At 63.3% G+C, this 24,567-nt stretch carries 19 protein-coding genes and 1 pseudogene; 13 read left to right on the forward strand and 7 right to left on the reverse strand.

Going from position 1 to position 24,567, the window contains the following annotated elements:
- Positions 1-22: 22 nt before the first annotated feature.
- Positions 23-910: a lysophospholipid acyltransferase gene (locus HMPREF3014_RS19260; protein WP_003097282.1), complete on the reverse strand. Its 888-nt coding sequence runs from the start codon at positions 908-910 to the stop codon at positions 23-25.
- A 143-nt stretch (positions 911-1,053) separates the two neighbouring features.
- A complete protein-coding gene (locus HMPREF3014_RS19265; protein ID WP_003097280.1) occupies positions 1,054-1,605 on the reverse strand; it encodes a DNA-3-methyladenine glycosylase I in 552 nt (183 codons plus the stop codon).
- Between the two features lie 104 nt (positions 1,606-1,709).
- Between HMPREF3014_RS19265 and glyQ the strand changes: the two genes are divergently transcribed.
- A complete protein-coding gene (gene glyQ / locus HMPREF3014_RS19270; protein WP_003097276.1) occupies positions 1,710-2,657 on the forward strand; it encodes a glycine--tRNA ligase subunit alpha in 948 nt (315 codons plus the stop codon).
- The gene (gene glyS / locus HMPREF3014_RS19275; protein ID WP_003100271.1) at positions 2,657-4,711 is read left to right on the forward strand and encodes a glycine--tRNA ligase subunit beta; all 2,055 of its coding nucleotides are present in this window, start codon (positions 2,657-2,659) and stop codon (positions 4,709-4,711) included. The genes glyQ and glyS overlap by 1 nt, the downstream gene beginning before the upstream one ends.
- A 56-nt stretch (positions 4,712-4,767) precedes the next feature.
- On the opposite strand, the gene HMPREF3014_RS19280 is transcribed toward glyS, so the two are convergent.
- Positions 4,768-6,474, reverse strand: a complete 1,707-nt coding sequence (locus tag HMPREF3014_RS19280; protein WP_003111371.1) for a di-heme-cytochrome C peroxidase — start codon at positions 6,472-6,474, stop codon at positions 4,768-4,770.
- Positions 6,475-6,805: 331 nt separating this feature from the next.
- Between HMPREF3014_RS19280 and gmhB the strand changes: the two genes are divergently transcribed.
- Together gmhB and HMPREF3014_RS19290 are read left to right on the forward strand one after the other, a co-directional pair.
- Complete coding sequence (gmhB, locus tag HMPREF3014_RS19285; RefSeq protein ID WP_023086853.1) at positions 6,806-7,342, forward strand: D-glycero-beta-D-manno-heptose 1,7-bisphosphate 7-phosphatase; 537 nt, start codon at positions 6,806-6,808, stop codon at positions 7,340-7,342.
- Between the two features lie 11 nt (positions 7,343-7,353).
- On the forward strand, positions 7,354-8,127 hold the full coding sequence (locus tag HMPREF3014_RS19290; RefSeq protein ID WP_003100265.1) for a lysophospholipid acyltransferase family protein: 774 nt from the start codon (positions 7,354-7,356) through the stop codon (positions 8,125-8,127).
- Positions 8,128-8,438: 311 nt separating this feature from the next.
- Here HMPREF3014_RS19290 and gyrB read toward each other — a convergent pair whose 3' ends face one another.
- The 4 genes and pseudogenes from gyrB to dnaA all read right to left on the reverse strand — a co-directional run bounded on the left by gyrB (position 8,439) and on the right by dnaA (position 14,651).
- A complete protein-coding gene (gyrB, locus tag HMPREF3014_RS19295; RefSeq protein WP_003097268.1) occupies positions 8,439-10,859 on the reverse strand; it encodes a DNA topoisomerase (ATP-hydrolyzing) subunit B in 2,421 nt (806 codons plus the stop codon).
- A gap of 3 nt (positions 10,860-10,862) precedes the next feature.
- A pseudogene (recF, locus tag HMPREF3014_RS19300) lies at positions 10,863-11,965 on the reverse strand (DNA replication/repair protein RecF).
- A gap of 9 nt (positions 11,966-11,974) precedes the next feature.
- Positions 11,975-13,078 (reverse strand): DNA polymerase III subunit beta, encoded by a 1,104-nt coding sequence (dnaN, locus tag HMPREF3014_RS19305; protein WP_003097262.1) that lies wholly within the window; start codon positions 13,076-13,078, stop codon positions 11,975-11,977.
- A 28-nt stretch (positions 13,079-13,106) separates the two neighbouring features.
- On the reverse strand, positions 13,107-14,651 hold the full coding sequence (dnaA, locus tag HMPREF3014_RS19310; RefSeq protein ID WP_003109151.1) for a chromosomal replication initiator protein DnaA: 1,545 nt from the start codon (positions 14,649-14,651) through the stop codon (positions 13,107-13,109).
- Between the two features lie 525 nt (positions 14,652-15,176).
- On the opposite strand from dnaA, the gene rpmH reads away from it, so the two are divergent.
- The 9 genes from rpmH to HMPREF3014_RS19355 all read left to right on the forward strand — a co-directional run bounded on the left by rpmH (position 15,177) and on the right by HMPREF3014_RS19355 (position 24,561).
- Positions 15,177-15,311 (forward strand): 50S ribosomal protein L34, encoded by a 135-nt coding sequence (gene rpmH / locus HMPREF3014_RS19315; protein ID WP_003100258.1) that lies wholly within the window; start codon positions 15,177-15,179, stop codon positions 15,309-15,311.
- A 14-nt stretch (positions 15,312-15,325) separates the two neighbouring features.
- Positions 15,326-15,733 carry a ribonuclease P protein component gene (rnpA, locus tag HMPREF3014_RS19320; RefSeq protein ID WP_003100251.1) on the forward strand — a complete coding sequence of 136 codons (408 nt, stop codon included), beginning with the start codon at positions 15,326-15,328 and terminating at the stop codon, positions 15,731-15,733.
- Between the two features lie 240 nt (positions 15,734-15,973).
- Positions 15,974-17,710 carry a membrane protein insertase YidC gene (gene yidC, locus HMPREF3014_RS19325; RefSeq protein ID WP_003100249.1) on the forward strand — a complete coding sequence of 579 codons (1,737 nt, stop codon included), beginning with the start codon at positions 15,974-15,976 and terminating at the stop codon, positions 17,708-17,710.
- 70 nt (positions 17,711-17,780) lie between these two features.
- On the forward strand, positions 17,781-19,148 hold the full coding sequence (gene mnmE, locus HMPREF3014_RS19330; protein ID WP_003100248.1) for a tRNA uridine-5-carboxymethylaminomethyl(34) synthesis GTPase MnmE: 1,368 nt from the start codon (positions 17,781-17,783) through the stop codon (positions 19,146-19,148).
- Positions 19,149-19,638: 490 nt separating this feature from the next.
- Entirely contained in the window at positions 19,639-19,863 is a 225-nt protein-coding gene (locus HMPREF3014_RS34825) for a hypothetical protein (RefSeq protein ID WP_003100246.1), read from the forward strand.
- Between the two features lie 472 nt (positions 19,864-20,335).
- Positions 20,336-22,228, forward strand: coding sequence for a tRNA uridine-5-carboxymethylaminomethyl(34) synthesis enzyme MnmG (gene mnmG / locus HMPREF3014_RS19340; RefSeq protein ID WP_023087943.1), 1,893 nt, complete (start codon positions 20,336-20,338; stop codon positions 22,226-22,228).
- Entirely contained in the window at positions 22,228-22,872 is a 645-nt protein-coding gene (gene rsmG, locus HMPREF3014_RS19345; RefSeq protein WP_003100242.1) for a 16S rRNA (guanine(527)-N(7))-methyltransferase RsmG, read from the forward strand. The genes mnmG and rsmG overlap by 1 nt, the downstream gene beginning before the upstream one ends.
- An 18-nt stretch (positions 22,873-22,890) precedes the next feature.
- On the forward strand, positions 22,891-23,679 hold the full coding sequence (gene soj, locus HMPREF3014_RS19350; RefSeq protein WP_003097243.1) for a chromosome partitioning protein Soj: 789 nt from the start codon (positions 22,891-22,893) through the stop codon (positions 23,677-23,679).
- Positions 23,680-23,688: 9 nt separating this feature from the next.
- A complete protein-coding gene (locus tag HMPREF3014_RS19355; RefSeq protein WP_003100240.1) occupies positions 23,689-24,561 on the forward strand; it encodes a ParB/RepB/Spo0J family partition protein in 873 nt (290 codons plus the stop codon).
- Positions 24,562-24,567 lie beyond the last annotated feature (6 nt).

A 24,567-nucleotide genomic window follows, 5' to 3' on the forward strand; every position in this document is an offset into this window, starting at 1 on the left:
GGCGTCTTCCGACGCCCTTTCCTCAATACCATTTTTTCTCGCCATCCGGGCGGTTCTTGAAGCGCTTCATGCTCCACATGTACTGGCTGGGATAGGCTCGTACATACTTCGCCAACTCGCGGCTCATGGCTGCTACAGACACTTCCAGGTCCTTGTCGTACATGTCCGCCGGAGCCGCTTCGAGGATCACCTTGTAACCGCTACCATCGGGCAGGCGCACCGCATGGAAGAACACTCCACGCGCCTTGCCGCGTGAAAGCAACTGCGGGACGAACTTGCTGATCAATGCAGTGGTGCCCAGGTAGGGCACGAAGAGCCCAGCGGTACGCGCGGGCTCGGGGTCGGCGGGAATCCCTACGCAACCGCCTTTCTTCACTTCCTTGATGACACTGAGGATACCCTCCGGAGTGGAAGGTGCGACGCGATTGCCCAATTGCACGCGTTGCTTCTTCAGCAACTCGTCCACTGCCTTCAGCTTGGGCGGACGGTAGAAGATGATCGGCTTGGCGTAGGAGCAATAGAAGTGGTTGAGTACTTCCCAGTTTCCCAGGTGACTGGTAATGCCGACCAGGCCATCGCCGGAAGCCAGCGCTTCCTCCAGCACCTCCATGCCTTCGACCTCGCGGATGTATCTCAGCGACTTTTCAGGCGGCCAGATCCAGGCGCAGGCACTTTCGGTGAGGGTCCGGCCAATATCCATCAGGCTTTGTCCGACCAGCTTTTCCAGTTCGGTTTCAGACAACTCGGGGAAGCACTTGGACAGGTTGATCCGCACTACCTCGCGGGATCGATTCGGCAATTTCCACATCAGCCAGCCTATGCCGGCCCCGACGCCTTGCACGGCACGCCAGGGCAATAACGCGAACAGGCGTAGGGCCCCCACCACCAGGGCACCTTTGAATTTCTCCACGAAACACTCCTCGCTCGACTCGAACGCGCATTGTACGCCAGGAAGAAGGCGAGGGCGGCAGCCAAGGAAGCGGGGCGACCAGCTATGCTGCGCGCCGATGTTCCACGTGGAACATCCGAACGCATCCGTCAGGGAGCGCCCGGCTAGCCGACGAGTTGGGCGTAACGGTCGCAGTCCTGGGTATGGTCCATGACCATGCCGCTGGCCTGCATGAAGGCGTAGCAGATGGTCGGCCCGACGAAGTTGAAGCCGGCCTTGCGCAGCGCCTTGCTCATGGCCTCGGCTTCCGGGGTAATCGCCGGCACCTCGGCGCGACCGGCGAAATGGTTGATCTTCGGCTGGCCGCCGACGAAGGACCAGAGGAACCCAGCCGGGTCGTCCAGCTCCAGCCAGGCCTGGGCGTTCTGCCGCGCAGCGTTGAGCTTGGCCCGATTGCGAATGATGCCGGGGTCGAGCATCAGTTCGTCGATCTCCGCGTCGCTCATCTGTGCCACCCGCTGCACGTCGAAGCCGAACAGCACCTCGCGGTAGCGCTCGCGCTTCTTCAGCACGGTGATCCAGGACAATCCGGCCTGGAAGCCCTCCAGCAGCAGAAGTTCGAACAGCGCGTCGGGATCGCGCTGCGGCACACCCCACTCCTCATCGTGGTAGGCCATGTAGAGGGGATCGTCGTTGCACCAGAAGCAGCGTGGCATAAGGCTTTCCGTGGTTTTCCAGGGATCGGGGGGGCGGGCGAGGCGGCGCGGGAATCGGGTATACTTCCGCGTTTTGTATCGAAGCCTCAGCACAGGTGAATTTCGTGAGCCAGACTACGCCCGCCGTGCGCACCTTCCAAGACCTGATTCTCGCCCTGCAGAACTACTGGGCCGAGCAGGGCTGCGTGGTGCTGCAGCCCTACGACATGGAAGTGGGCGCCGGCACCTTCCACACCGCCACCTTCCTCCGCGCCATCGGCCCGGAGACCTGGAACGCCGCCTACGTCCAGCCGAGCCGCCGCCCCACCGACGGCCGCTACGGCGAGAACCCCAACCGCCTGCAGCACTACTACCAGTTTCAGGTGGTCCTGAAGCCGAACCCGGAGAACTTCCAGGAGCTGTACCTCGGCTCGCTGAAAGCCATCGGCATCGACCCGCTGGTCCACGACATCCGCTTCGTCGAGGACAACTGGGAGTCGCCGACCCTCGGCGCCTGGGGCCTGGGTTGGGAAATCTGGCTGAACGGCATGGAAGTCACCCAGTTCACCTACTTCCAGCAGGTCGGCGGCATCGAGTGCTATCCGGTCACCGGCGAGATCACCTACGGCCTGGAGCGCCTGGCCATGTACCTGCAGGGCGTGGACTCGGTCTACGACCTGGTCTGGACCGACGGCCCGTTCGGCAAGGTCACCTATGGCGACGTGTTCCACCAGAACGAGGTGGAGCAATCCACTTTCAACTTCGAGCACGCCAACGTGCCGAAGCTGTTCGAACTGTTCGACTTCTACGAAAGCGAAGCCAACCGCCTGATCGCGCTGGAGCTGCCGTTGCCGACCTACGAGATGGTCCTCAAGGCTTCGCATACCTTCAACCTGCTGGATGCGCGGCGCGCCATCTCGGTCACCGAGCGCCAGCGCTACATCCTTCGCGTGCGTACCCTGGCCCGCGCCGTGGCGCAGAGCTACCTGCAGGCCCGCGCGCGCCTCGGCTTCCCCATGGCCACCCCCGAATTGCGTGACGAAGTACTGGCCAAGCTGAAGGAGGCCGAATGATGAGCGCCAAGGATTTCCTGGTCGAACTGGGCACCGAAGAGCTGCCGCCAAAAGCCCTCAACAGCCTCGGCGAAGCCTTCCTCAGCGGTATCGAGAAGGGCCTCAAGGCTGCCGGTCTGAGCTATGCCGCTGCGCGTTTCTATGCGGCGCCGCGCCGTCTCGCCGTGCTGGTCGAGCAACTCGCCGTGCAGCAGCCCGACCGTACCGTCAACCTAGACGGTCCGCCGCTACAGGCCGCCTTCGACGCCAGCGGTAACCCGACCCAGGCCGCCCTGGGCTTCGCCAAGAAGTGCGGCGTGGATCTGCAGCAGATCGACAAGAGCGGTCCGAAGCTGCGCTTCAGCCAGACCATCGCCGGCCAACCGGCCGCCGGCCTGCTGCCGGGCATCGTCGAGGCCTCGTTGAACGAACTGCCGATTCCCAAGCGGATGCGCTGGGCAGCTCGCCGCGAGGAGTTCGTGCGTCCGACCCAATGGCTGGTGATGCTGTTCGGCGACGACGTGGTCGAGTGCGAGATCCTCGCCCAGAAAGCCGGGCGCGAATCCCGTGGCCACCGCTTCCACAATCCGGACAATGTGCGTATTTCCAGCCCGGCAGCGTATCTGGAAGACCTGCGCGGCGCTCATGTGCTGGCCGATTTCGCCGAGCGCCGCGAGCTGATCGCCAAGCGCGTGGCCGAACTGGCCGCCGAGCAACAGGGCAGCGCCATCGTGCCGCCGAGCCTGCTCGACGAAGTGACTGCACTGGTCGAGTGGCCGGTGCCGCTGGTCTGCTCCTTCGAGGAGCGCTTCCTCGAGGTCCCGCAGGAAGCCCTGATCACCACCATGCAGGACAACCAGAAATACTTCTGCCTGCTGGACGCCAACGGCAAGCTGCTGCCGCGCTTCATCACCGTCGCCAACGTCGAGAGCAAGGCGCCGGAGAACATCGTCAGCGGTAACGAGAAGGTGGTTCGCCCGCGCCTCACCGACGCCGAGTTCTTCTTCAAGCAGGACAAGAAGCAGCCGCTCGAAAGCTTCAATGAGCGCCTGCGCAACGTAGTGTTCCAGGCCCAGCTCGGCACCGTGTTCGAGAAGGCCCAGCGCGTCTCCGGCCTGGCCGCCTACATCGCCGAACGTATAGGCGGCAATGCGCAGAACGCCGCGCGCGCCGGCATCCTGTCCAAGTGTGACCTGGCGACCGAGATGGTCGGCGAGTTCCCCGAAATGCAGGGCATCGCCGGCTACTACTACGCCACCCACGGCGGCGAAGCGGAAGACGTCGCCCTGGCCCTCAACGAGCAGTACATGCCGCGCGGCGCCGGCGCCGAGCTACCCTCGACCCTGACCGGCGCCGCCGTGGCGGTGGCCGACAAGCTCGATACCCTGGTCGGTATCTTCGGCATCGGCATGCTTCCCACCGGCAGCAAGGACCCCTACGCACTGCGCCGCGCTGCGCTGGGCGTGCTGCGCATCCTCATCGAGAAGCAGCTCGACCTGGACCTGGTAGCCGCGGTCAACGCCGCCGTCGAGCAATACGGCGACAAGGTCAAGGCCGCCGGCCTGGCCGAGCAGGTGCTGGACTTCGTGTTCGACCGCCTGCGCGCGCGCTACGAGGACGAAGGCGTGGACGTGGCCGTGTACCAGTCGGTGCGCGCACTCAAGCCAAGCTCGCCGCTGGACTTCGACCAGCGCGTACAGGCCGTCCAGGCCTTCCGCCAGTTGCCTGAAGCCGAGGCCCTGGCCGCGGCGAACAAACGGGTGTCGAATATTCTCGCCAAGTCCGAGGACGAGGTTCCGCCTAACGTGGATGCCAGCCTGCTGGTGGAAGCCGCCGAGAAGGCCCTGGGCAGCGCCGTGGCGAACGCCGAAAGCGAAGTCGCGCCGCTGGCAGCGGCACGCGACTATCGCGCCGCGCTGGCCCGCCTGGCGGCCTTGCGCGAGCCGGTGGATACGTTCTTCGCCGATGTGATGGTCAATGTCGACGACGCGGCGGTGCGCGCCAACCGCTATGCGCTGCTGGCCAAGCTGCGCGGGTCGTTCCTCGGGGTGGCGGACATCTCGCTGCTCGGCTGAGCCAGTCCCGCCTCGAAGAAAAGGCCCGGCGTCCTCGCGACACCGGGCCTTTTTCACTACAGGACCTTCAGATACTCCAGCAGCGCGCGCTTCTCCTCGGCCGACAGGCTGGTGCCGTACTCATGGCCGCAGCGGCTGTTGCCGGAATCACGCTGCTCGCAGCCGGTGGTCTTCAGCACATAGCTGCCGAATTGGGTCTGCTGGGCGGCGAGGCCGACCTTGTCCACGTCGTAGGCCGAGCCCACCGGGAAGGATTCCACCCGCTCCGCGGCCGGCTTCAGCAACTCTTCCAGGGTCGGCACCGAGCCGTTGTGCAGGTACGGCGCCGCTGCCCAGATCCCCTGCAGGACCCGCGACTCGTAGGGGTAGGGGTCGGCCTGGGTACGCACCGGCTTCTGGAAGGCGGTCAGCAGTTGCCGGGTTTCGTCGGTCATCACGCTTTCCGGCTTGACCGCCGCCGCCTTGGCATCGTGCTTCTCACCGAGGATCGGCACGAAGTGCTGCAGGATCGAACCGGCCACCGCTACGGCGAGTACATCGAAGGCTCCGTCGGTCGCCTTCAGCGGCTGGCCGAACGGCATCCGCGCGCCCTCCATCACGCCGGTCTGCACCTGGCCATCGAGGATGGCGTGCTGGCGGCTGTCGCTGCCGACGTCCCTCAGCGGAGTGTCCCAAAGCACCAGGTCCTTGATCCGGATGCCGTGGCACTCCACGCAGCCACCTTCGTCGGTCTTGCGAGCGAAGATCAGCGCGCCTTTCCTGGCCAGGTGCTTGTCCACCGCCCAGGGCCACTTCGGCGGGCCGATCTTCTTGATCAGGTCTTCCAGCTTGCCCAGACCGTGGAAGTTGGCCGAGTTGATCTTCAGGTAGTCCATGCCCAGCAGGTGGAACTTGCTCTTCTGCGGGTGGAAGGTGGCGAACACCCCGTAGACCTCGCCGACATTGCGCGCCAGGCCGAGCAGGTCGTTGCCGTTGGCGGCGAAGCCGGGCCACTGGGTCTTGTTCTGCCGCGCCGCGTTCCACAGGAACGGATAGCGCACCGGCGCATCCGCCGCCTTGATGTTGTCGGGAATCAAGTAGGGCGGCGCGGTGCCGATATCCAGCCCGGTAAGGCGGTTGAAGATCATCGATACCGCGTCCAGCCGCGCCGGTCCCCAGGTGTCCTTGGGCAGCGCGCGCTCGATCAGCGTGTGATAGGGCTCGTACCATTCCTTCACCGCCGCGAGCAGAGCGTCGCGCGCACCGGGAGGCGGATTGGCCCCGAGGATCTGCTTGGCGAAGGCGTCGAAGGCGGCGTCATCGCTGGTCAGCGGTCCCACGGCCCGATCGAGGTCGGCGAGGAATGCCTGGAAGTCGACGATCGCCGGACCGCCGTCGATCCGATAGGCAGTGCCCTTCACCTCGATCTGCCGGGTATGGCAGGCCGAACAGGTCATGCCGACCATCTGCCGGGCGCCCGTGCCGGCTACGGTGAAGCCCACCGGCAGGCCTTCCGCGGGCGCCTTGGGGTTGGGCAAATAGCCGTAGCGGGCCAGGCTGTCGGCGAGGAAAGGCGTTCCATCCGGCTGTCGCAACGCCTTGAGCCAGGGCAGGGGCATCACCTGCGAGCCCTGGTCGCGGCTGTAGAAGTCCTGGCGGTGGCTTTCGGTCCATTCCTTGCCCTGGTCGAGCATGACCGGAGCGGCCGCCAGGGCGGCGGAAGAAAGAGCCAGGGAAGCGAGGGACAAGCTTGAAAGGTGCAGTGTCTTTTTCAGGCGTTTCACGGTTACCGTCCTTGGGAACGGGCAGACGCCCCGGAACTCCCCGTCGTCATGCCCGCTCCACCTGTGGTGGAAACACGGCCGGTCGGCCGTGCTGGCATGCGATAGGCGCTTACTGCGTTACTCCGGTGATCCACCCGCCAAGGGGTTCGCACGTACTCCGAGACACCCACTGCTGCGTGCCAAATGACTCCCTGGCCTGGGATTGCCATTCCATTGCCATTATTGAATCTAGTACAGATTGTCCAGCGTAGGGGGCTCGTCGATCCATCCGCGATGCTCCGGCTGGCTGAGGTAGAATCGATCCTTTCCGTTCATGGCCAACTGCGCATCGATGTCCCGTTCCCTGCTGATTCTCGACCGCGATGGAGTCATCAACCTCGACTCCGACGATTACATCAAGACCCTCGACGAGTGGATCCCCATCCCCAGCTCGATCGAGGCCATCGCCCGCCTGAGCAAGGCCGGCTGGACCGTCGCGGTGGCTACCAACCAGTCCGGCATCGCCCGTGGCTATTACGACCTGGCGGTGCTCGAGGCCATGCATGCGCGCTTGCGCGAACTGGTCGCGGAGCAGGGCGGCGAGGTCGGCCTCATCGTCTATTGTCCGCATGGACCGGACGACGGCTGCGAATGCCGCAAGCCGAAGCCGGGTATGCTGCGGCAGATCGGCGAGTACTACGGGGTCGATCTGTCGGGTATCTGGTTCGTCGGCGACAGCATCGGTGACCTGGAGGCGGCGCGGGCCGTCGATTGTCAGCCGGTGTTGGTAAAGACCGGAAAAGGTGTACGTACGCTGGGCAAGCCCTTGCCAGAGGGCACCCTGATATTCGACGATCTGGCGGCAGTCGCCAGCGCATTACTTCAGTAAGGTCAGAATACATGTCGACAGTGCAGGCCATCAGAACCGTCCTCTTTTACCTGCTGCTGTCCGCCAGCGCGTTCGTCTGGGGCACCCTCAGCTTCTTCATCGCGCCGATCCTGCCGTTCCGCGCCCGCTACCGCTTCGTGGTACAGAACTGGTGCCGCTTCGCGATCTGGCTGACCCGCGTGGTCGCCGGCATCCGCTACGAGGTGCGCGGACTGGAGAACATCCCGGAAAAGCCCTGCGTGATCCTCTCCAAGCACCAGAGCACCTGGGAAACCTTCTTCCTCTCCGGCTTCTTCGAGCCACTCAGCCAGGTACTAAAGCGCGAGCTGCTCTACGTGCCGTTCTTCGGCTGGGCCCTGGCCCTGCTCAAGCCCATCGCCATCGACCGCAGCCAGCCGAAGCTGGCCCTCAAGCAACTGGCCAAGCAGGGCGACGAGTGCCTGAAGAAAGGCGCCTGGGTGCTGATCTTCCCGGAAGGCACGCGTATTCCGGTGGGGCAGATGGGCAAGTTCTCCCGCGGCGGCACCGCCCTGGCGGTCAACGCCGGGCTACCGGTACTGCCGATCGCCCACAACGCCGGGCAGTATTGGCCCAAGGCCGGCTGGGCCAAGTACCCGGGCACCATCCAGGTGGTGATCGGCCCGGCGATGCACGCCGAAGGCGAAGGCCCGCGCGCCATCGCCGAGCTAAACCAGCGCGCCGAAGCCTGGGTCAGCGAGACCATGGCCGAGATCAGCCCCATCCAGCAGCGGGTCAGCCATCCGGAGCCGTCGGTGGTCTCGTGAAGGGCCGCAAAGCCCCCTGCAAGGCGCACTGTGCGCCGATTCGATAAAAGAAGCCCCGCCATAGCGGGGCTTCTTGTTTTCACGCGAGGCGCAAAGCAAGGCCGGCTGGAAACGATCGACCGAACCGACCGGCGACCGCTGCCCACAGAAGCGGTGCCACGCCGCCAGGAGGCCTGGGTCCAGGGTGCCAATGCTGGCGAGCAACCGGGGCTCGGCCACACCTTGGCACGGCACATATCCAGGCTACCTGGCGCAAAAAGAAAACCCCGGCGCCAGGCCGGGGTTTCCATGAGGGTCGGTCTGCCGACCCGTCACACGTCCAGGTTCGATACCGCCAGCGCGTTGCTTTCGATGAAGTCGCGGCGCGGCTCCACGGCATCGCCCATCAGGGTGTTGAAGATCTGGTCGGCGGCGATGGCGTCCTCGATGGTCACCTTGAGCATGCGCCGGACGTTCGGATCCATGGTGGTTTCCCACAGCTGCTCAGGGTTCATCTCGCCCAGCCCCTTGTATCGCTGGATGCTGTGGCGCTTGGTACCTTCGGCCATCAGCCAGTCCAGGCCGTCCTTGAAGGCGCTGATCGGGCGCTTGCGCTCACCCTTCTGCACGTAGGCGCCGTCTTCCAGCAGGCTGTTCAGCTGGTCGCCGAGCAGCGACACCGAGCGGTAGTCATTGCTGGCGAAGAAGTCACGGTTGAAGGTGACGTAGCTGGACAGGCCGTGGGCCACCAGTTCCACCTCGGGCAGCCACAGGTGGCGCTCGCGGTCTTCGCGCAGGCTGGCCTTGTAGGTCAGGCCGGACTTCTCGGCGGCGGTCAGGCGCGCCTGGAACTTCTCCAACCAGCCCTGCATGGCCGACTCGTTAGCCAGGTCGTCCACCGACACGGTAGGCAGGTAGATGAAGTGCTCGGTCAGCTCCTGGGGGTACAGGCGCGACAGGCGCTTGAGGGTGGCGATCACCCCGCGATACTCGTTGACCAGTTTCTCCAGCGCTGCTCCGGACAGGCCCGGAGCGTGCTCGTTGACGTGCAGGCTGGCGTCTTCCAGGGCCGACTGGGTCATGTACTCTTCCATGGCCTGGTCGTCCTTGATGTACTGCTCCTGCTTGCCGCGCTTGACCTTGTACAACGGGGGCTGGGCGATGTAGATGTAGCCACGCTCGATCAGCTCGGGCATCTGGCGGAAGAAGAAGGTCAACAGCAGGGTGCGGATGTGCGAACCGTCGACGTCAGCATCGGTCATGATGATGATGTTGTGGTAGCGCAGCTTGTCGATGTTGTATTCCTCGCGGCCGATGCCACAGCCCAGGGCGGTGATCAGCGTACCGACCTCCTGGGAGGAGAGCATCTTGTCGAAGCGTGCCTTCTCGACGTTGAGGATCTTGCCCTTGAGCGGCAGGATCGCCTGGGTCCGGCGATTGCGGCCCTGCTTGGCGGAACCGCCCGCGGAGTCACCCTCCACGATGTACAGTTCGGAGAGCGCCGGGTCCTTTTCCTGGCAATCGGCCAGTTTGCCGGGCAGGCCGGCGATGTCCAGCGCGCCCTTGCGGCGGGTCATCTCGCGCGCCTTGCGCGCGGCCTCGCGGGCACGGGCGGCGTCGATCATCTTGCCGACCACGGCCTTGGCTTCGTTGGGATTCTCCAGCAGGAAGTCGGCGAAGTACTTGCCCATCTCCTGTTCCACCGCAGTCTTCACCTCGGAGGAGACCAGCTTGTCCTTGGTCTGCGAGCTGAACTTCGGGTCCGGTACCTTCACCGAGATGATCGCGGTGAGGCCTTCGCGGGCATCGTCGCCGGTGGTGGCGATCTTGAATTTCTTCGCCAGGCCTTCGGCCTCGATGTAGTTGTTCAGGTTACGCGTCAGCGCCGAACGGAAACCGGCCAGGTGGGTGCCGCCATCACGCTGCGGGATGTTGTTGGTGAAGCAGAGCAGGTTCTCGTTGAAGCTGTCGTTCCACTGCAAGGCGACTTCCACACCCACGCCGTCCTCTTCACGCTGGACGTTGAAGTGGAATACCTCGTTCACCGCGGTCTTGTTGGTGTTCAGGTACTCGACGAAGGCCTTCAGACCGCCTTCGTACTTGAACAGCTCCTCCTTGCCGGTACGCTCGTCGCGCAGCAGGATGCCGACGCCGGAGTTGAGGAAGGACAGCTCGCGGATGCGCTTGGCCAGGATGTCCCAACTGAAGTGGATGTTGCTGAAGGTCTCCGGGGACGGCTTGAAGTGAACTTCGGTGCCGGAGCCATCGGTCTCGCCCACTTCGCGCAGTGGGAACTGCGGAACGCCGTGGTGGTAGACCTGTTCCCAGACCTTGTTGTGGCGACGGATGGTCAGGCGCAGTTCATGGGACAGCGCGTTCACCACCGAGACGCCCACACCGTGCAAGCCGCCGGACACCTTGTAGGTGTTGTCGTCGAACTTGCCGCCGGCGTGGAGGACGGTCATGATCACTTCCGCCGCAGAAACCCCTTCTTCCTTGTGGATATCCACCGGAATACCGCGTCCATTGTCGCGGACAGTGATCGACTCATCCGTATGGATGGTGATGCTGATTTCGCTGCAGTAACCGGCCAGCGCTTCGTCGATGGAGTTATCCACCACCTCGAACACCATGTGGTGCAGACCGGTGCCATCGTCGGTGTCGCCGATGTACATGCCGGGGCGCTTGCGTACGGCATCCAGCCCCTTCAGCACCTTGATGCTGGAAGAGTCGTACGTGTTGTTCTCGCTCATGCTTCACTCCCGATGGTCGTGGTCTGAGAGACTTTTCCATGTTCCACGTGGAACATGGATACCGGCGTATCCGTGCGCCAGCCGTCTTTCAATAGTTGCGGGTCCACGCAGGTGATGAATACCTGGCAACCCAAATCTTCAAGCAAGCGGCAAAGAGCCATTCGATGCTGCTCATCCAATTCCGAGGGCAGGTCGTCCACCAGGTAGACGCACTGTCCGCGCTTGGCGCGATTGATCAGATGGCCTTGGGCGATGCGCAGGGCGCATACCACCAGCTTCTGCTGACCGCGCGAGAGAATCTCCGCGGCGTTATGACCTGCCAACCGTATGCGAAGATCCGCACGCTGCGGTCCCGCCTGGGTGTGGCCCATCTGCTGGTCGCGCAACAGGCTGGAAGCCAGAACCTCCAGGAGGTCCCGGTCCTTGTCCCAGCCTCGGTAGTAGCTAAGGGTCAGGTCATCCAGTGAAACCAATTCGGCGAGTGTTTCCTCGAATACCGGTTTCAACGCCTGGATATAGCTTCTGCGGTAGGCATCGATCTCATCGCTGGCCAGGCTCAATTCCCGGTCCCAGGCCGCTTGCGACGCGGGATCCAGTTTACCATGCCGGAGCCAGGAGTTCCGCTGGCGCAGCGCCTTCTGCAGGCGCTGCCAGACGGGCAGAAACCGAGGTTCCACGTGGAACACTCCCCAATCGAGGAACTGTCGGCGGATCTTCGGCGCTCCCTCGAGCAACCGAAAGCTGTCCGGGTTGATCAGTTGCAGTGGAAGTGTTTCCGCTAATTGAGCCGCACTTCGGGCGTTCTGCCCATCGATGCGAATGGTGAACTCGCCCTGGCGTTCACGGGAAATCCCCAGGTTGCTGGCGATGCCGTTGGCCAACATCACCTGGCCGAATACGGTGCAGGCCGCTTCCTCGTACTGGATCACCGGCTGCAAGCGCGCACTGCGGAATGAACGCGCCAGGCCCAGCAGGTGGATGGCTTCGAGCACGCTGGTCTTGCCGCTGCCGTTGTCGCCGTAGAGGATGTTGATGCGGGGGGAGGGGGAGAGGGTCACCGGGTGCAGGTTGCGCACCGCGGTGACCGAAACGCGGGTCAGGGACATTCAGTGTGATTAGAGGCGCATCGGCATGACGACATAGGCAGAATCGTCATTGTCGGCCTCGTGGACCAGGGCGCTGCTGTTGGAATCGGAAAGGATGAAGCGGACCTGCTCGGTACCGATCACACCCAGCACGTCGAGCAGGTAACTGACGTTGAAGCCGATCTCCAGGTTGCCGCCGTTGTACTCGACCTGCACTTCTTCCTCGGCCTCTTCCTGCTCCGGGTTGTTCGCCTGGATTTTCAGCAAACCGTTGGAAAGCTGCAGGCGAATGCCGCGGTACTTCTCGTTGGAGAGGATCGCGGTGCGGCTGAAGGCTTCGCGCAGTTGCTGGCGGTCACCGACCACCAGCTTGTCGCCACCGCGCGGCAGTACGCGTTCGTAGTCCGGGAACTTGCCGTCCACCAGCTTCGAAGTGAAGGTGAATTCGCCAGTGGTGGCACGGATATGGTGCTGGCCCAGGACGATACCGACTTCGCCGTCCTGCTCGGTGAGCAGACGAGCCAGTTCGAGGATGCCTTTGCGCGGCACGATCACCTGGTGGCGGTCCTGCGACGGGATCTGCGCATCCAGCGAGCACATGGCCAGTCGGTGGCCGTCGGTGGCGACGGAGCGCAGGGTGCCGCCGTTCACTTCCAGCAGCATGCCGTTGAGGTAGTAACGCACGTCCTGCTGGGCCATGGCGAAGCTGGTGCGGTCGATCAGGCGACGCAGCTTGCTCTGGGCAATGCTGAAGTTCAGCGAGCCGGGACCTTCCTCTACGGTGGGGAAGTCGTTGGCCGGCAGGGTGGACAGGGTGAAGCGGCTACGCCCGGCCTTCACCAGAAGTTTCTGCTCTTCGACACGGATGTCGATCAGCACGTCGTTCGGCAGGCTCTTGCAGATGTCCATCAGCTTGCGCGCCGGTACGGTGATCTCGCCGGGTTCGGCGGCATCTTCCAGTACCACGCGACCAACCAGCTCGACTTCGAGGTCGGTGCCGGTCAGCGACAGTTGCTGGCCTTCGACCACCAGCAGGACGTTGGAGAGAACCGGCAATGTCTGGCGGCGTTCCACGACGCCGGCGACCAGTTGCAGCGGTTTCAACAGGGCTTCGCGTTGAATGGTGAAATGCATGGTCTAGTCCCTTGCCTCGTGGGCTGCGTCAGGTTGTCAGGGTACGCAGCAGGTTCTTGTAGTCCTCGCGGATATCCGCGTCGGATTCCCTAAGTTGAGCGATCTTACGACAGGCGTGCAACACCGTGGTGTGATCCCGACCGCCGAAGGCCACGCCGATCTCCGGCAGGCTGTGGTTGGTCAGCTCCTTGGAGAGCGCCATGGCCACCTGGCGCGGGCGCGCCACCGAGCGCGAACGCCGCTTGGACAACAGATCGGATATCTTGATCTTGTAGTACTCGGCGACGGTGCGCTGGATGTTGTCGATGCTGACCAGCTTGTCCTGAAGGGCCAACAGGTCCTTCAGCGACTCGCGAATCAGCTCGATGGTGATCGGCCGGCCCATGAAGTGCGAGTGGGCGATCACCCGCTTCAGCGCACCTTCCAGTTCACGCACGTTGGAACGGATGCGCTGGGCGATGAAGAAGGCCGCATCGTGCGGCAGCTCGATCTTCGCCTGCTCGGCCTTCTTCATCAGGATCGCCACCCGGGTTTCCAGTTCCGGCGGCTCGACGGCCACCGTCAGGCCCCAGCCGAAGCGGGATTTCAGCCGCTCTTCCAGGCCTTCGATTTCCTTCGGATAGCGGTCGCTGGTGAGGATCACCTGCTGGCCGCCTTCGAGAAGGGCATTGAAGGTGTGGAAGAACTCCTCCTGGGAGCGCTCCTTACGGGCGAAGAACTGGATGTCGTCGATCAACAGTGCGTCCACCGAGCGGTAGAAGCGCTTGAATTCGTTGATGGCGTTGAGCTGCAAGGCCTTCACCATGTCCGCGACGAAACGTTCCGAATGCAGGTAGACCACCTTGGCGTTCGGGTTCTTCTTCAGCAGGTGGTTGCCCACCGCATGCATCAGGTGGGTCTTGCCCAGACCGACGCCACCGTAGAGGAACAGCGGGTTGTAGCCGTGCTTGAGGTTGTCCGCCACCTGCCAGGCGGCGGCGCGGGCCAACTGGTTGGACTTGCCCTCGACGAAGTTCTCGAAGGTGAAGGTACGGTTGAGATAGCTGGTGTGCTTCAGCGCGCCTTCGACCTGGACGTTGCGCTCGGTGCGTACCGCAGGTGCGGCTCCGGCCGGCATAGCGGCGGCCAGCGGATCGATGCTGGGCTCTTCCGGCTCGTAGGGGTCGCTCGACACGCTGGGAGCCGTCGTCACTGGCGGCAGCTCTTCACGTGGCACCACCACGGGCGCGGCCGATACCGGCTGCACTGGCGCCGGCGGCGGAGCAACCGGAGGCGGGGGAGCCACGTGGGTCTGCGATGGGACGATGGCGGCGCGCGGCGTACGGCTACGCTTGCTGCCTATTAATAAGGAAAGGGCGGGCAACTGACCCTCGCCGCGTTCACCGAGCAGTTCCAGAAGCCGACCGAGGTATTTCTCGTTCACCCAATCGAGGACGAAACGGTTGGGTGCATACACACGCAATTCGTCGCCTTCGGCTTCGACCTGCAAGGGACGGATCCAGGTGTTGAATTGTTGGGACGGCAGCTCATCGCGGAGAAGATCCACGCACTGCTGCCAAAGTTCCACGGACACGGATATCCCCCAAAGATTGGAAAGGCGGCACAACGAAATAAGCGCCTATTGTAGCCGGACGGGCCGGACTTATCCACATGCCGATGCGCTGAGGCCCCAAGCAAATCAAGACCTTAATAAAAGCAGGCAGGCCGACGGACGGTCGTCCTGGACTTTGTGGATAACCCTTGCTTTGAAGGGGGTACATCCCTGCGCACAGCCGTGTGGAAAAAACCGCTGTGGATAACCATCTCGTTCATCCCCAGGCTTCGCTCAGGAAGGAAACAGCCTCGACACCGGTTCTCGACAACCTTTTGCCTGCCGGAGAAACACGCAGTTGCTGGGCTTTGTCGAGTTATGCACAGAAAAGCGCCGTCGCAAGAGTATTAACCGTTTCTATCCTTTAAAAGAAAAATGACTTCCTTGTATCTATCTATTACGTCATCGCTGGTTGGAAATTGACCTGCCCGTTCGATTTCACTAGAATCGCCGGTCTCTTTAAACGGGGTCACTGCGACCTCAAGTCGTCAACCCAGGTACCGAATCATGAAACGTACTTTCCAACCCAGCACCCTCAAGCGCGCTCGCGTCCACGGTTTCCGCGCCCGTATGGCCACCAAGAACGGCCGTCAGGTTCTGTCGCGTCGTCGCGCCAAAGGCCGTAAGCGTCTGACCGTCTGATTTATCCGGTACGGGTGGTGAGTCGGGACTTCGACCGGGACAAGCGTCTACTGACAGCCCGGCAATTCAGCGCAGTCTTCGACTCTCCGACCGGCAAGGTCCCCGGCAAGCACGTCCTGCTGCTGGCGCGCGAGAACGGTCTCGATCACCCCCGCCTGGGCCTGGTGATCGGCAAGAAGAACGTCAAGCTCGCCGTCCAGCGCAATCGCCTCAAACGCCTGATCCGCGAATCGTTCCGCCATAACCAGGAAACCCTGGCTGGCTGGGATATCGTGGTAATCGCGCGCAAAGGCCTGGGCGAACTGGAAAATCCGGAGCTGCACCAGCAGTTCGGCAAGCTCTGGAAACGCCTGTTGCGCAATCGACCTCGCACGGAAAGCCCTGCTGACGCCCCTGGCGTGGCCGACGGTACTCATGCATAGGTCGATGCCCGCGCATCCCGATCCCTGTAGTGTCATCCCCCCTTCGATGACCCGGCACCGTCGTTCCCAGCCAAGTTGTACTTCCCTAGCGTACGAGGCTATCGCGCAGCATGGCCCGCGACGCAATGGTCGCCCGAGTGCGGTTTCCTCCACTCGGCTCCATCACTGGCAATCCCGTAGCCGCGATCTGCTACTGTCAGTTTCCTTCAAGCACCGCCCTTTCTCGATGGCCGAGTAACCATGGACATTCAACGCTCGATTCTCATCGTCGCCCTTGCAGTCGTGTCCTACCTGCTGGTTCTCCAGTGGAACAAGGATTACGGTCAGCCTGAGCTGCCCGCCGCCAGCGCTTCGATGAACACCACGCAAGGCCTGCCGGACACTCCGTCCGCCTCGGGCACCAGCAGTGACGTTCCCACTGCCCAGAGCAGCGCGGCCGGCACCGAAGCCGCCGACAAGCCGGTTGCGGTCAGCGACAAGCTGATCCAGGTGAAGACCGACGTCCTCGACCTGGCCATCGATCCCCGTGGCGGCGATATCGTCCAGCTCGGCCTGTTGCAGTATCCGCGCCGCCTGGACCGTCCGGACGTGCCGTTCCCGCTGTTCGACAACGGTCGCGAACGTACCTACCTGGCGCAGAGCGGCCTCACCGGTGCCGACGGCCCGGACGCCAGCAGCGCCGGCCGCCCGCTGTTCCACAGTGCGCAGAGCAGCTACCAGTTGGCCGACGGCCAGAACGAACTGGTCGTGGACCTGAGCTTCAGCCACGACGGTGTCAACTACATCAAGCGCTTCACCTTCCACCGTGGCCTGAAAGCCGATTGCTCGGACAAGGAAAAGGCCCAGAAGAAGATCGAGTGCATCAATGAAAACGCCTATCAGGTCGGCGTCAGCTACCTGATCGACAACCAGAGCGGCAAGACCTGGAGCGGCAACCTGTTCGCCCAGCTCAAGCGCGACGGCAGCGCCGACCCGTCCTCGACCACCGCCACCGGGGTGTCCACCTACCTCGGCGCCGCGGTCTGGACCCCGGATTCGCCGTACAAGAAGATCTCCACCAAGGACATGGACAAGGAACAGTTCAAGGAGTCCGTGCAGGGTGGCTGGGTCGCCTGGCTGCAACACTACTTCGTGACCGCCTGGGTTCCGACCAAGGGCGAGCAGCACCAGGTCATGACCCGCAAGGACGGCCAGGGCAACTACATCGTCGGTTTCACCGGCCCGACCCTGAGCGTTCCGGCGGGTAGCAAGGTGGAAACCGACCTGACCCTGTATGCCGGCCCGAAACTCCAGAAGCACCTGAAGGAACTCTCCCCGGGCCTCGAACTGACCGTCGACTACGGTTTCCTTTGGTTCATCGCCCAGCCGATCTTCTGGCTGCTGCAACATATCCACAGCCTGATCGGCAACTGGGGCTGGTCGATCATCGCCCTGACCGTCCTGATCAAGCTGGCCTTCTTCCCGTTGTCCGCCGCCAGCTACCGTTCGATGGCGCGCATGCGCGCGGTGTCGCCGAAGATGCAGGCGATCAAGGAACAGCACGGCGACGATCGGCAGAAGATGTCCCAGGCGATGATGGAGCTGTACAAGAAGGAGAAGATCAATCCGCTGGGCGGCTGCCTGCCGATCCTGGTCCAGATGCCGGTCTTCCTCTCCCTCTACTGGGTACTCCTGGAAAGCGTGGAAATGCGCCAGGCGCCGTGGCTCGGCTGGATCACCGACCTGTCGGTGAAGGATCCGTTCTTCATCCTGCCGATCGTCATGGGCGGCACCATGCTGATCCAGCAGATGCTCAACCCGACCCCGCCGGACCCGATGCAGGCCAAGGTGATGAAACTGATGCCGATCATCTTCACCTTCTTCTTCCTCTGGTTCCCAGCCGGTCTGGTGCTGTACTGGGTAGTCAACAACTGCCTGTCGATCGCACAGCAGTGGTACATTACCCGCAAGATCGAGGCAGCCGCGAAGACCGCCTGACGTCTATCGCGAAAACTGTCCACAACAAGACGCCCCCTCGAGGGGCGTCTTGCTATCCGGAGATATCCACATGCAAGCCGCCACCGAAACCATCGTCGCGATCGCTACCGCCCAGGGCCGCGGCGGCGTGGGAATCGTCCGCGTCTCCGGACCTCTCGCCGGACAGATGGCCGTGGCCGTGAGCGGACGCCAGCTGAAAGCCCGGCATGCGCATTACGGACCGTTCCTCGATGCCGGTGGGCAGGTGATCGACGAAGGCCTGTCACTGTATTTCCCCGGCCCGAACTCGTTCACCGGCGAAGACGTACTCGAACTGCAGGGGCACGGCGGCCCCGTGGTACTCGACCTGCTGGTGCAGCGTTGTCTGGAATTGGGCGCCCGCCAGGCGCGACCGGGCGAGTTCAGCGAGCGCGCGTTCCTCAACGACAAGCTCGACCTGGCCCAGGCCGAAGCCATCGCCGATCTGATCGAGGCCAGCTCGGAGCAGGCCGCGCGCAATGCATTGCGTTCCCTGCAGGGCGAATTCTCGCGCCGGGTACATGCATTGACCGAGCAACTGATTTCCCTGCGCATCTATGTCGAAGCCGCCATCGACTTCCCCGAGGAAGAAATCGACTTCCTCGCCGATGGCCATGTACTGGGGCTTCTGGAAAAAGTACGCACAGAATTATCCACAGTGCAGCGCGAAGCTTCCCAAGGCGCCCTGCTGCGCGACGGCATGACCGTGGTCATCGCCGGACGACCGAATGCCGGCAAGTCCAGCCTGCTGAATGCCCTGGCCGGTCGCGAGGCGGCCATCGTCACGGACATAGCCGGCACCACCCGCGATGTACTGCGCGAACATATCCACATCGATGGCATGCCCCTGCATGTGGTGGACACCGCAGGCCTGCGGGATACCGAGGACCATGTGGAAAAGATCGGCGTGGAACGTGCGCTGAAAGCCATCGGCGAAGCCGATCGCGTGCTGCTGGTGGTGGACGCCACCGCCCCGGAAGCAGCGGACCCGTTTTCCCTATGGCCGGAGTTTCTCGACCAGCGACCGGAACCGGGCAAGGTCACCCTGATCCGCAACAAGGCGGATTTGTCCACAGAGTCCATTGGCCTCGAGGAAAGCGCGGACGGCCACGTCACCATCACCCTCTCGGCGCGCACCGGCGCCGGCCTGGAGCTGCTGCGCGAACACCTGAAGGCCTGCATGGGCTTCGAACAGACCGCGGAAAGCGGTTTCAGCGCCCGCCGGCGCCACTTGGAAGCGCTACGCCTGGCAGGGCAGGCGCTGGAGCATGGCCACAGCCAACTTATCCACAATGGCGCCGGCGAACTGCTGGCCGAGGATCTGCGCCAGGCCCAGCAGCACCTGGGCGAAATCACCGGCGCATTCACCCCCGACGACCTGCTGGGTCGCATCTTCTCGAGTTTCTGCATCGGCAAGTAATGGGGCTCGGCCCACGCCGAGTTGTGGATAACCAGGGCAAGGTTCGCTCCGGTTCTGCGTACTTTCCTTTCACTGTGCCCCTTGCCGCCGGCACTCAACCACGCAGGCATGGATTGCCGGCGCGCCGCTTCGTCCCCGAGAAAACCATCTGCGCCGATGTCGGTCTGCATGGGATGGATATCCACCTGGGAGAGGTTTATGCACAGGCACCGCGCTCCGATCCGGCGTCCGCGAAGGCGCTGCGCTGTGGTCAATCTCTGCTCGCCCCTCTCGAACGGCGTATCTATCCCGTTGTCTCGCCTGGCGCTATCGCCACGCGCCGGGACGTTCCGTGCACGCAAGTCAACCCGGTAAGCGGTTTATCCACAAGCCTGGAAGAGATTCTGCGAAAAGAGCTGTTGCAGACCCTGGACTCCGTCGATACCGGCCAGGCGGGGCCCTCGCCTTCGGCTCCCAAGGCGTCCCACGGCGAGCACTCGGACACTACAGCATGGAGATCGTAGCCAACCTGGCGGTGTGGCTCGGCGGCGAATGCCAGGTCGGACAGATGATCGACTGGTTCGGCAGTTACGACCGCACTAGCGGGCTCAGTGCTCGGCTACTGCTGCGCAAACCCGCTAACGAGGGCTCCGAGCGGGATTTCCAGGTCTCCGCCAAGCGCCGCTTCGAGCGCCTGTCGTCATCCATCGATACGCTGGAAAGCGGCAACGACTGAGCCTTTCCCACGCCTTTCCATCTCCTTCTCCTACCTGGCTGCGGTCCTGCCGCGGCCCGGATACGCTCGCCTGAAACCTGTGGAAAACCCCAGGGACAGGAGGGTAGATAAACCCGCCGAAGCTCTGTGCATAACTCCACATGTTGATAACGAGCCATTCCATCCACAGCTAAAAAACGCTTATCAACAGGGCCCAGATAGGGTTTGGGACAGCCTTATCATTCGCTACAGGCTATGTCTTTACTGGGCTCGACGTACTTATCAACAGAAAAGCCGCTGCTAAGCAATAAACACAAGTTCTAAAAAGATATAAACATTCCTTTCCTTTTATTTTTTGTAAGCCCGCCGAGCCGTTTTGCTCCCTCGATCTGGATTGGCTATTTTTTGTCCAGGAGTCTTCATTCAGGTTCGCTAAATCCTTATACTGTCCGGCTTTCCTGAATTCCTGCTTCTGAACAGGCCGAGGTGCGTGGTGGATTTCCCTACCCGTTTTGACGTAATCGTGATCGGCGGTGGCCATGCAGGCACCGAAGCCGCACTCGCGGCTGCGCGCATGGGTGTGAAAACCCTGCTGTTGACCCACAATGTGGAAACCCTGGGGCAGATGAGCTGCAACCCCGCCATCGGCGGCATCGGCAAGAGCCATCTGGTCAAGGAAATCGACGCCCTTGGCGGCGCCATGGCCGAAGCCACCGACAAGGGCGGTATCCAGTTCCGCATCCTTAACAGCCGCAAGGGGCCGGCAGTGCGCGCCACTCGTGCACAAGCCGATCGCGTGCTCTATAAGGCCGCTATCCGTCATACACTGGAAAACCAGCCGAACCTGTGGATATTCCAGCAGGCCTGCGACGACCTGATCGTCGAGCAGGATCAGGTCCGCGGCGTAGTGACCCAGATGGGACTGCGCTTCCATGCCGACAACGTGGTCCTGACTACCGGCACCTTCCTCGGCGGACTTATCCACATCGGCCTGGAGAACTACTCAGGCGGACGCGCCGGCGACCCGCCGTCCATCGCACTGGCGCGTCGTCTGCGTGAATTGCCGCTGCGGGTCGGCCGGCTGAAGACCGGTACGCCGCCGCGGATCGACGGGCGCAGCGTGGACTTCTCGGTGATGACCGAGCAGCCGGGCGACACGCCGATCCCGGTGATGTCCTTCCTCGGTTCGAAGGAACAGCATCCCGAGCAGGTCAGTTGCTGGATCACCCATACCAACGCCCGGACCCACGAGATCATCGCCGCCAACCTCGATCGTTCGCCGATGTATTCCGGTGTGATCGAAGGCATCGGCCCGCGCTACTGCCCTTCGATCGAAGACAAGATCCATCGCTTCGCCGACAAGGAAAGCCACCAGGTCTTCCTCGAGCCGGAAGGCCTGACGACCCACGAGCTGTATCCCAACGGCATTTCCACGTCCCTGCCGTTCGACGTGCAACTGCAGATCGTGCGTTCCATCCGTGGCATGGAAAACGCCCACATCGTGCGGCCGGGCTATGCGATCGAGTACGACTTCTTCGATCCCCGCGATCTCAGGTACAGCCTGGAGACCAAGGTCATCGGCGGCCTGTTCTTCGCCGGCCAGATCAACGGCACCACCGGCTACGAGGAAGCTGGCGCCCAGGGCCTGCTGGCCGGCGCCAATGCTGCGTTGCGTTCGCAAGGCAAGGACAACTGGTGCCCGCGCCGCGACGAGGCCTACATCGGCGTGCTGGTGGACGACCTGATCACGCTCGGCACCCAGGAGCCGTACCGCATGTTCACCTCGCGGGCGGAATACCGCCTGATCCTCCGCGAGGACAACGCCGACCTGCGTCTCACCGAGAAGGGACGCGAGCTGGGCCTTGTCGACGATCGGCGCTGGGCTGCCTTCGAAGCCAAGCGCGAAGGTATCGAACGCGAGGAACAGCGGCTGAAGAGCACCTGGGTGCGGCCGAATACCCCGCAGGGCGACGCCATCGCCGAGCGCTTCGGTACGCCGCTGATCCATGAATACAATCTGCTCAACCTGCTGAGCCGCCCCGAGATCGATTACGCCGGCCTGGTGGAGATCACCGGCAACGCTGTGGATAACCCCCAGGTGGCCGAGCAGGTGGAGATTCGCACCAAGTACGCCGGCTACATCGACCGCCAGCAGGAGGAAATCTCCCGTCTGCGCGCCAGCGAAGATACCCGCCTGCCTGTGGATATCGATTACCTGGGGATTTCCGGCCTGTCGAAGGAAATCCAGAACAAGCTGAACCAGGCCCGTCCGGAAACCCTCGGACAGGCTTCGCGGATCCCCGGCGTCACGCCGGCTGCGATTTCGCTGTTGTTGATCCACCTGAAGAAGCGTGCCTCTGGCCGCCAACTGGAGCAGAGCGCTTGATGTCTGCGGTAACCCAACACCACGCCGACGAACTCGCGCGCGGTGCTGACGAGCTAGGCGTCGCCCTCGACGCCGACAAGCAACGCCAGCTGCTGGCCTACCTGGCCCTGCTGATCAAATGGAACAAGGCCTACAACCTGACCGCCGTACGCGACCCGGACGAGATGGTTTCGCGCCACCTGCTCGACAGCCTGAGCATCGTGCCTTATGCCGAGGCTGGGGATAACTGGCTGGATGTCGGCAGCGGCGGCGGCATGCCCGGCGTGCCGCTGGCCATCCTGTTCCCGGAAAAGCGCCTGACCCTGCTCGACAGCAACGGCAAGAAGACCCGCTTCCTGACCCAGGTGAAGCTCGAGCTGAAGCTGGCCAACCTCGAAGTCGTGCACAGCCGGGTGGAAGCCTTCCGTCCCGAGAGCCCCTTCGATGGCATCGTTTCCCGCGCTTTCAGCAGCCTGGAGGACTTCGCCAACTGGACCCGCCACCTCGGTGGCCAGGAAACCCGCTGGCTGGCGATGAAGGGCGTGCATCCGAACGAAGAGCTGGCGGCACTCCCGGAGGATTTCCGGGTCGAAGCCGAGCACGCGCTGGCGGTACCCGGTTGCCAAGGTCAGCGGCATCTGCTGATACTGCGGCGCACAGCATGAGGGGGAACAGGGATAACCATGGCTAAGGTATTCGCGATCGCCAACCAGAAAGGCGGTGTCGGCAAGACCACGACCTGTATCAACCTCGCGGCCTCCCTCGTGGCGACCAAGCGCCGCGTCCTCCTGCTGGACCTGGATCCCCAGGGCAACGCCACCACCGGCAGCGGCATCGACAAGCACAACCTGGAGCACTCCATCTACGACGTGCTCACCGGCGAGTGCAACCTCGCCGAGGCCATGCAGTTCTCCGAACACGGCGGCTACCAGTTGCTGCCGGCCAACCGCGACCTGACCGCCGCGGAAGTGGTGCTGCTGGAAATGGACATGAAGGAAAATCGCCTGCGCAACGCGCTGGCGCCGATCCGCGAGAACTACGACTACATCCTCATCGACTGCCCGCCGTCGCTGTCGATGCTCACCGTCAACGCGCTGACCGCCGCCGACGGCGTGATCATCCCCATGCAGTGCGAGTACTACGCGCTGGAGGGGCTGACCGACCTGATGAACAGCATCCAGCGCATCGGCCAGTTGCTCAACCCGACGCTGAAGATCGAGGGTCTGTTGCGGACCATGTACGATCCGCGCATCAGCCTGACCAACGATGTCTCCGCGCAGTTGCAGGAGCATTTCGGCGACACCCTCTACAGCACCGTCATCCCGCGTAACGTGCGCCTCGCCGAAGCCCCCAGCTTCGGCATGCCGGCGCTGGTTTACGACAAGCAATCCCGCGGCGCCATCGCCTACCTGGCGCTGGCCGGCGAGCTGGTCCGCCGCCAGCGCGCCAAAGGCCGCGCCGCAACCGCATAAGGAACCCGCATGGCAGCCAAGAAACGTGGACTGGGACGCGGGCTCGATGCCCTGCTGGGCGGCTCGAGTCCCGCCAAACTGCAGGAGGAAGCCGTACAGGCCGACCGCCGCGAGTTGCAGCAGATCCCCCTCGACCTGATGCAGCGCGGCAAGTACCAGCCGCGTCGCGACATGGACCCTCAGGCGCTGGAGGAACTGGCGCAGTCGATCAAGGCCCAGGGCGTGATGCAGCCCATCGTGGTGCGGCCGATCGCCAATGGCCGCTACGAGATCATCGCCGGCGAGCGGCGCTGGCGGGCCAGCCAGCAGGCCGGACTGGAAAAGATCCCGGCGCTGGTGCGCGACGTGCCGGACGAAGCGGCCATCGCCATGGCGCTGATCGAGAACATCCAGCGCGAGGACCTCAACCCGATCGAGGAAGCCGCTGCCCTGCAGCGCTTGCAGCAGGAGTTCCAGCTGACCCAGCAGCAGGTCGCGGAAGCGGTCGGCAAGTCGCGCGCGACCATTACCAACCTGCTGCGCCTGATCGGCCTGCCGGAAGAGATCAAGACCCTGCTTTCCCATGGCGACCTGGAGATGGGCCATGCCCGTGCGCTCCTCGGTCTGCCGGCAGAACGGCAGGTGGAAGGGGCGCGACATGTTGTCGCACATGGGCTGACCGTACGTCAGACCGAAGCCCTGGTTCGGCAGTGGACGCATGCCCCGGGCAAGCCTGCGGGACCGGTCAAGAGCGACCCGGACATCGCCCGCCTGGAACAGCGCCTGGCCGAGCGCCTGGGCGCTTCGGTGCAGATCCGGCATGGTCAGAAGGGCAAGGGACAGTTGGTCATCCGCTACAGCTCCCTGGATGAACTGCAGGGCGTTCTCGCCCACATCCGTTGACACACT

Source organism: Pseudomonas sp. HMSC065H01, from assembly GCF_001815235.1.
GTDB lineage: Bacteria > Pseudomonadota > Gammaproteobacteria > Pseudomonadales > Pseudomonadaceae > Pseudomonas > Pseudomonas aeruginosa.

Bases quoted from the DNA above. Each gene is read 5' to 3' on its own strand.
- HMPREF3014_RS19265 (WP_003097280.1), bottom strand. From the start codon at position 1,605: ATGCCACGCTGCTTCTGGTGCAACGACGATCCCCTCTACATGGCCTAC.
- gyrB (WP_003097268.1), bottom strand. From the start codon at position 10,859: ATGAGCGAGAACAACACGTACGACTCTTCCAGCATCAAGGTGCTGAAG.
- yidC (WP_003100249.1), top strand. From the start codon at position 15,974: ATGGACATTCAACGCTCGATTCTCATCGTCGCCCTTGCAGTCGTGTCC.
- gmhB (WP_023086853.1), top strand. From the start codon at position 6,806: ATGTCCCGTTCCCTGCTGATTCTCGACCGCGATGGAGTCATCAACCTC.
- rpmH (WP_003100258.1), top strand. From the start codon at position 15,177: ATGAAACGTACTTTCCAACCCAGCACCCTCAAGCGCGCTCGCGTCCAC.
- HMPREF3014_RS34825 (WP_003100246.1), top strand. From the start codon at position 19,639: ATGGAGATCGTAGCCAACCTGGCGGTGTGGCTCGGCGGCGAATGCCAG.
- soj (WP_003097243.1), top strand. From the start codon at position 22,891: ATGGCTAAGGTATTCGCGATCGCCAACCAGAAAGGCGGTGTCGGCAAG.
- glyS (WP_003100271.1), top strand. From the start codon at position 2,657: ATGAGCGCCAAGGATTTCCTGGTCGAACTGGGCACCGAAGAGCTGCCG.
- rsmG (WP_003100242.1), top strand. From the start codon at position 22,228: ATGTCTGCGGTAACCCAACACCACGCCGACGAACTCGCGCGCGGTGCT.
- dnaN (WP_003097262.1), bottom strand. From the start codon at position 13,078: ATGCATTTCACCATTCAACGCGAAGCCCTGTTGAAACCGCTGCAACTG.
- HMPREF3014_RS19290 (WP_003100265.1), top strand. From the start codon at position 7,354: ATGTCGACAGTGCAGGCCATCAGAACCGTCCTCTTTTACCTGCTGCTG.
- HMPREF3014_RS19355 (WP_003100240.1), top strand. From the start codon at position 23,689: ATGGCAGCCAAGAAACGTGGACTGGGACGCGGGCTCGATGCCCTGCTG.
- mnmE (WP_003100248.1), top strand. From the start codon at position 17,781: ATGCAAGCCGCCACCGAAACCATCGTCGCGATCGCTACCGCCCAGGGC.